This is a genomic window from Mangrovihabitans endophyticus, from assembly GCF_014646155.1.
In the GTDB taxonomy this organism is placed as follows: domain Bacteria; phylum Actinomycetota; class Actinomycetes; order Mycobacteriales; family Micromonosporaceae; genus Actinoplanes; species Actinoplanes endophyticus.
In genome coordinates, this window is record NZ_BMMX01000083.1 from 2,127 (window position 1) to 8,701 (window position 6,575).

The 6,575-nt window shown below is 66.2% G+C and carries 6 protein-coding genes and 2 tRNA genes; 6 read left to right on the plus strand and 2 right to left on the minus strand.

The window, feature by feature from the left end:
- Window positions 1-212: 212 nt before the first annotated feature.
- Window positions 213-283 (minus strand) — tRNA-Gly (locus tag IEY73_RS32120).
- Window positions 284-429: 146 nt separating this feature from the next.
- Between IEY73_RS32120 and IEY73_RS32125 the strand changes: the two genes are divergently transcribed.
- The 6 genes from IEY73_RS32125 (at window position 430) to IEY73_RS32150 (ending at window position 5,765) form a co-directional block, all read left to right on the plus strand.
- Window positions 430-503: transfer RNA gene (locus tag IEY73_RS32125), tRNA-Pro, on the plus strand.
- Window positions 504-539: 36 nt separating this feature from the next.
- Entirely contained in the window at window positions 540-1,889 is a 1,350-nt protein-coding gene (gene tig, locus IEY73_RS32130) for a trigger factor (protein ID WP_189083120.1), read from the plus strand.
- A gap of 177 nt (window positions 1,890-2,066) precedes the next feature.
- Entirely contained in the window at window positions 2,067-2,696 is a 630-nt protein-coding gene (locus IEY73_RS32135; RefSeq protein ID WP_189083121.1) for an ATP-dependent Clp protease proteolytic subunit, read from the plus strand.
- Between the two features lie 11 nt (window positions 2,697-2,707).
- The gene (locus tag IEY73_RS32140; protein ID WP_189083122.1) at window positions 2,708-3,370 is read left to right on the plus strand and encodes an ATP-dependent Clp protease proteolytic subunit; all 663 of its coding nucleotides are present in this window, start codon (window positions 2,708-2,710) and stop codon (window positions 3,368-3,370) included.
- A gap of 226 nt (window positions 3,371-3,596) precedes the next feature.
- Window positions 3,597-4,889 carry an ATP-dependent Clp protease ATP-binding subunit ClpX gene (gene clpX / locus IEY73_RS32145; RefSeq protein WP_189083123.1) on the plus strand — a complete coding sequence of 431 codons (1,293 nt, stop codon included), beginning with the start codon at window positions 3,597-3,599 and terminating at the stop codon, window positions 4,887-4,889.
- Between the two features lie 78 nt (window positions 4,890-4,967).
- Entirely contained in the window at window positions 4,968-5,765 is a 798-nt protein-coding gene (locus tag IEY73_RS32150) for a carbon-nitrogen hydrolase family protein (RefSeq protein ID WP_189083124.1), read from the plus strand.
- A 25-nt stretch (window positions 5,766-5,790) separates the two neighbouring features.
- Here IEY73_RS32150 and IEY73_RS32155 read toward each other — a convergent pair whose 3' ends face one another.
- A complete protein-coding gene (locus IEY73_RS32155) occupies window positions 5,791-6,006 on the minus strand; it encodes a hypothetical protein (RefSeq protein ID WP_189083125.1) in 216 nt (71 codons plus the stop codon).
- Window positions 6,007-6,575: the final 569 nt, after the last annotated feature.

The following is a 6,575-nucleotide window of genomic DNA, read 5'->3' on the forward strand; positions in this document are numbered from 1 at the left end:
AACGTGGGGTGTTCCGGGGTCGGTACGGCGCGCAAGCTGCCGGGGCGGGGCGCCCCACCGGAACGTGGGGTGTTCCGGGGTCGGTACGGCGCGCAAGCTGCCGGGGCGGGGCGCCCCACCGGAACGTGGGGTGTTCCGGGGCTCGGCCCCGGGGCTGGAATGGCGATCCGCCCAGGTCAGCGCGTTCCGCTGACACACTCCACCCAAAGGAGAGCGGGCGACGAGAATCGAACTCGCGTAATCAGTTTGGAAGACTGAGGCTCTACCATTGAGCTACGCCCGCGTGCGCCCGGTCACCTTCTCCGGCCGCGCCAACATCGTACTGAATCAACCGGCGTCAGCGCGAACCGGATCGCCCAGGGGTGACTCCGCGGCGCGCCCTTCACCGCCGACCGCATACACTTGCCGTCGGCCGCCGTGTGCGGCCTGCGGGGTGTGGCGCAGTTTGGTAGCGCACTCGCTTTGGGAGCGAGGGGCCGTGGGTTCAAATCCCGCCACCCCGACTGCCACCTAATACGGAAGTTACGAGGAGTACGCCTGTGAAGAGCACCGTCGAGACCTTGAGCCCGACCCGGGTGCGGCTCGCCATCGAGGTGCCGTTCGACGAGCTGAAGCCGAGTCTGCAGAAGGCGTACCGGGAGATCGGCGCCCAGGTGCAGATCCCCGGCTTCCGTCGCGGCAAGGTCCCGTCCGCCGTGATCGACCAGCGCGTCGGCCGTGGCGCCGTGCTGAACGAGGCCGTCCAGGAGGCGATCCCGCAGCAGATTCTGGCCGCCGTGCAGGAGCACGAGGTGAAGACGCTGGGCCGTCCCGAGGTGGAGATCACCGATTTCACCGACGGTGAGCCGCTGAAGTTCACCGCCGAGGTCGACGTGCGGCCGGAGATCACCGTCCCGGACCTGTCCACGATCGCGGTCACCGTTCCGGCGGTGCAGATCGGCGACGAGGAGATCGACGAGCAGGTCAACGGCCTGCGGGAGCGTTTCGCCACGTTGAAGACGGTGGAGCGGGCCGCGGCCGAGGGTGACTACGTGCAGCTCGACCTGAACGCCACCGTCGACGGCGAGGAGGTGCCGGGCGGCTCGGCTACCAACATCTCCCACGAGGTCGGCAGCAAGCAGTTGCTGCCGGGCCTGGACGAGGCGCTGGTCGGCATGTCCGCCGGCGACGAGACGACCTTCACCACCCAGTTGGTCGGGGGCGACTTCGCCGGGCGTGACGCTGACGTGGCGGTGACCGTCCGGACCGTCAAGGACAAGCAGCTTCCGGAGGTGGATGACGAGTTCGCCCAGATGGCGAGCGAGTTCGACACCCTGGAGGAGCTGCGCGGCGACACCCGTCAGCGGCTGGAGCGGGCCAAGAAGGTCGAGCAGATCTACGCGGCCCGGGACGAAGCGCTCAAGCAGCTCGTCGAGGCGGCCGAGATCCCGGCGCCCGAGGGCATCGTGAAGGACGAGGTCGAGGGCCGTAAGCAGGCGATGACCGACCAGCTAGAGCGCATCGGCGCCAGCTTGGAGGACTACCTCAGCTCGGAGGAGAAGACCGAAGAGCAGATCGACCAGGAGCTGACCGACGCCGCCGAGGAGGGCGTACGGATCCAGCTCCTGCTCGACACCGTGGCGGACGCCGAGGACATTCAGGTCTCCGACGACGAGTTCGGCCACGAGATCGTGCACCGCGCGCAGCGCGCGCAGATGCCGCCGCAGCAGTACTACGACCAGCTCGTGCGCTCCGGCGCGGCGGCGGCGGTCTTCGGGGACGTCCGCCGCGGCAAGGCGCTCGCCTCGGTGATGGAGAAGGTCACCATGACCGACGACGCCGGCAACACCCTCACGCTGGACGATCTGCGTGAGGCGAACGCGGAGGAGCACGCCGGGCACGATCACTGAGCTTTTCGACGCGGCGGGGGCCGGCTCCGGGGCGTCTCGGAGCCGGCCCCTGCGCTGTCAGCGAACACCTCCCCAAGCGGGAGGCTGATGCGCATATGAGCGGTTAGGTTGGTCGTACGACGCACAACCTGCCGGGCGCATTCTCGAACGGCACGTCTCACGCTGCGAAGGGCTGCCATGACCGACCTGCACATCTCTGGAAGCCCCGCGCTGCGGGGCGATTCCCTCAGTGGCAACCTCGACGACTCGGTGTATAACCGGCTGCTGCGCGAACGGATCGTTTTCCTCGGCAGCGAGGTGACCGACCAGGTGGCCAACCGCATCTGCGCGCAGCTCCTGCTGCTGTCCGCGGAGGACCCGGAGCGCGACATCAACCTGTGGATCAACTCGCCCGGCGGTTCGGTCTACTCGGGCATGGCGATCTACGACACGATGCAGTTCATCGACAACGACGTTCAGACCGTGGCCATGGGCATGGCCGCGTCGATGGGGCAGTTGTTGCTCTGCGCGGGCACCGCGGGCAAGCGTTTCGCGTTGCCGCACGCGCGGATCATGATGCACCAGCCGTCGGGTGGCATGGGCGGCACCGCCGCCGACATCGCCATCCAGGCCGAGCAGATGCTGTACACCAAGCGCATGTTCCAGGAGCGTGTGGCTCACCACACCGGCCAGCCCCAGGCGCAGATCGAGGCCGACTCGGACCGCGACCGCTGGTTCACCGCGCAAGAGGCCAAGGACTACGGGTTTATCGACAAGGTGATCACGGGAGCCTCGCAGGTTTCCGAGGGCGCCGGGACGCTGAACTGAGGAGCTGAACCATGACCGATCTGACCACGCCTGCAGGGTTCGCTCCGGTGCACAACCGCTACGTGCTGCCCTCGTTCGTCGAGCGCACGTCGTACGGGGTCAAGGAGTCGAACCCGTACAACAAGATGTTCGAGGACCGCATCATCTTCCTCGGGGTCCAGGTTGATGACGCCTCCGCGAACGATGTGATGGCCCAGTTGCTGACGCTGGAGAGCGCCGACCCGGACCGCGACATCACCATGTACATCAATTCGCCGGGTGGGTCGTTCACCGCCATGACGGCGATCTACGACACCATGCAGTACGTCCGCCCGGACATCGTCACGGTGTGTCTGGGCCAGGCGGCCAGCGCGGCTGCCGTGTTGCTCGCCGCGGGCACCCCTGGCAAGCGGATGGCGCTGCCGCACTCGCGGATCATCATCCACCAGCCGGCCACCGAGGGTGGGTACGGCCAGGGCTCGGACATCGAGATCCAGGCTCGGGAGATCATGCGCATGCGGACGCAGTTGGAGGAGATGCTTGCCAAGCACTCCAATCAGCCGGTGGAGAAGGTCCGCAAGGACATCGACCGCGACAAGATCATGACGGCGGAGGAGACCAAGGAGTACGGCCTGGTCGACAACGTTCTGGTCAGTCGGAAGAAGAGCCTTCAGACGGTGGGCGCCGGTAGCTGATCGGGTCGGTGTCGGGGGTCGGTCGGCCAACGCTAGACTGACTGACCCCTGACACGCCCGTTTTGGGGGTCGGAGAACAGCCCTTCAGCGGGTAACGTCGTCCGTGCAATCTCAGTTACGCGAGTCAGTAGACGATGTGCTGTTCACTGCCATGGTTCGGCGGCGTGGCAGGTCATCCTCAGGTCGTGGCCGGATCGAACGGCCGATGAGCGCAGGGAGAACGTAGGTGGCACGGATCGGCGACGGTGGCGACCTACTGAAGTGCTCCTTCTGTGGGAAGTCTCAGAAGCAGGTCAAGAAGCTCATCGCTGGCCCCGGGGTCTACATCTGCGACGAGTGCATCGACCTCTGCAACGAGATCATTGAAGAGGAGCTGGCCGAGACCGGCGAGGTGAAGTGGGAAGAGCTTCCCAAGCCGATGGAGATCTGCCAGTTCCTGGACAACTACGTGGTGGGTCAGGAACAGGCGAAGAAGGCCCTGTCGGTCGCCGTCTACAACCACTACAAGCGCATCCAGGCCGAATCCACCGGCGCGCCCGGCGCGGGCAGCGAGGTGGAGGTGGCCAAGTCCAACATCATGCTCATCGGCCCCACCGGCTGCGGGAAGACACACCTGGCGCAGACGCTCGCGCGGATGCTCAACGTGCCCTTCGCGATCGCCGACGCCACCGCGCTGACCGAGGCCGGCTACGTGGGCGAGGACGTGGAGAACATCCTCCTCAAGCTCATTCAGGCCGCCGACTATGACGTGAAGCGGGCTGAGCAGGGCATCATCTACATCGACGAGGTCGACAAGATCGCTCGCAAGAGTGAGAACCCGTCGATCACTCGCGACGTGTCCGGCGAGGGCGTGCAGCAGGCGCTCCTCAAGATCCTGGAAGGCACGGTCGCGAACGTTCCGCCGCAGGGCGGTCGCAAGCACCCGCACCAGGAGTTCATCCAGATCGACACCACCAATGTGCTGTTCATCGTGGGTGGGGCGTTCGCCGGCTTGGACCGCATCATCGAGTCCCGGGTGGGGCAGAGCGGCGTCGGCTTCGGCGCGCACCTGCGCTCGATCTCGGAGCGCAACACCGACGACATCTTCAGCAAGGTCATGCCGGAGGACATGCTGAAATTCGGGCTCATCCCCGAGTTCATCGGTCGGCTGCCGGTCATCACCACGGTGCGCAACCTGGACCGCGAGGCACTCATCAAGATCCTCACCGAGCCGCGCAACGCCTATGTGAAGCAATACCAGCGCCTGTTCGAGCTGGATGGCGTGGAGCTGGAGTTCGATCTGGGCGCGCTGGAAGCGATCGCCGATCAAGCCATGCTGCGTGGGACGGGCGCTCGCGGCCTGCGGGCGATCATCGAAGAGGTGCTGCTCTCCACCATGTACGAGGTGCCGAGCAACCCCGACGCGGCCCGCGTGGTCATCACGCGCGAGGTCGTCAAGGAGAACGTGCTGCCCACCATCGTGCCCCGCGAATTCGTCGGCCGCCGGGCCCGGCGCGGGCGCGAGGAAAAGTCCGCCTGACCGGTCCCTCGCGGACGTTCCCGGGCCGCTCTTCGCGGCGTACGCCGTACGGGCTGATCCGGCCGTAGTCTGGTATCCATGCGCGTCTCCGTGTGCCAACTCAACGCCCGTGACGACCGGGACCACAACCTGGCCGTGGCGCGGGATCTGCTCGATCGTGCAGCGGCGGCCGGCGCCGAGTTCGCGATGTTGCCGGAATACGTCGACTATCTCGGACCGGCGGAGCGCGCGCCCAAGCCGGAGTCTCTGGACGGGGATTTCGCCGCGTTCTTCGCCACCGCCGCTCGCGAACTCGGCCTCTGGGTACACACCGGGTCGTTTCACGAGGCGGGTCCGGATGAGCGCCGGACATTCAACACGTCGTTGGTGTTCGACCCGTCCGGCCGGTTGGCGGCCGTCTACCGGAAGATTCATCTGTACGACGTGGAGATACCGGGCCGCGTGTCGTACCGGGAATCGCGGGGTGTGGCACCGGGGAGCGAGCCGGTGGCGACGGAGATCAACGGCGTACGCACCGGGCTGTCCATCTGTTACGACCTGCGTTTTCCCGAGCTCTACCGGCGTCTCACCGTCCAGGGTGAGGCACGCATACTGGTGGTGCCGGCGGCGTTCATGCTGCATACCGGGCGCGACCACTGGGAGATCCTGTTGCGCGCCCGCGCGATCGAAAATCAGTGTTACGTGCTTGCCGCGGCGCAGATCGGCGACCACGAGCCGGGACGTACGTGTTTTGGCCGCAGCATGATCGTTGATCCGTGGGGGACGGTGCTGGCGCAGGCGCCGGACGTGGAGACGGTGGTCACCGCCGATCTCGACCTGGCGCGGTTGGAGAGTGTCCGTGCCGAGCTGCCGAGCGTCGCGAATCGGCGCCTCTGACCGCCCGCCTGCGCCGCCGGCCCTGTCAGAACTGCTGGACGAGGTAGCTGACGACGGCGAGGCCCACCACGCAGCCCGCGATGAGCAGCATGGCTCCGCCCATCCGGGTGGGACCGCGCATGAGGATCCGCCGTATCGACACGGCGATGGCGGCGAGCACGAGCACACCGATGACGACCTGCCACAGGGGCAGGAGTACGCCGAAGACCGGATCGGTCGTCGACGAGTCGGGAGAACCCATGCGGTCACTGTTTCACGGACCGTCCCCGCGGACCCTCCCCCGAGACGTGGGCCACGCGGGGGACCCCGATTTGCATTGCGGCCGGGCGGTCGCGTAACTTCTTTTCTGCCCGAGGGGAACCCGGACGGAACGCCACGAAAGTGACGTTGCGGACGGTGGACCAGCGGGCAGCCACAGACAGGAGTTATTCTGTTTGAGGTGCCGGGCGATGCCGGGCGATTCGGGAGACCGGATTTGCGCCAGCGAAGTCGACCGGGTATGGTTTGCGGGCCAGCAGGAACCGGGCGATCTGATCGTTAAGCGAAAGCGGCCGGTCTGCGATGCCAACCACTGAGTGTCACCACCGGATTGCCGGGGATGTCCTCATGTGGACCACTTGGGCGATGCCATCAGGGTCGTTATCGACCTTGGCAAGACTTGTGTCTTGCGATGGCGAAGTCGACCAGGTTTGCGAGCAGTTGCCCCAGCGAGGGCCTCTCAGGAGGCTTCAGTTGGTGTGTGGTTGTTCTTTGAGAACTCAACAGGGTGTTTTGTTTAGCCAGTGCCAATTGTTTTGGTGTGTCGTCTGG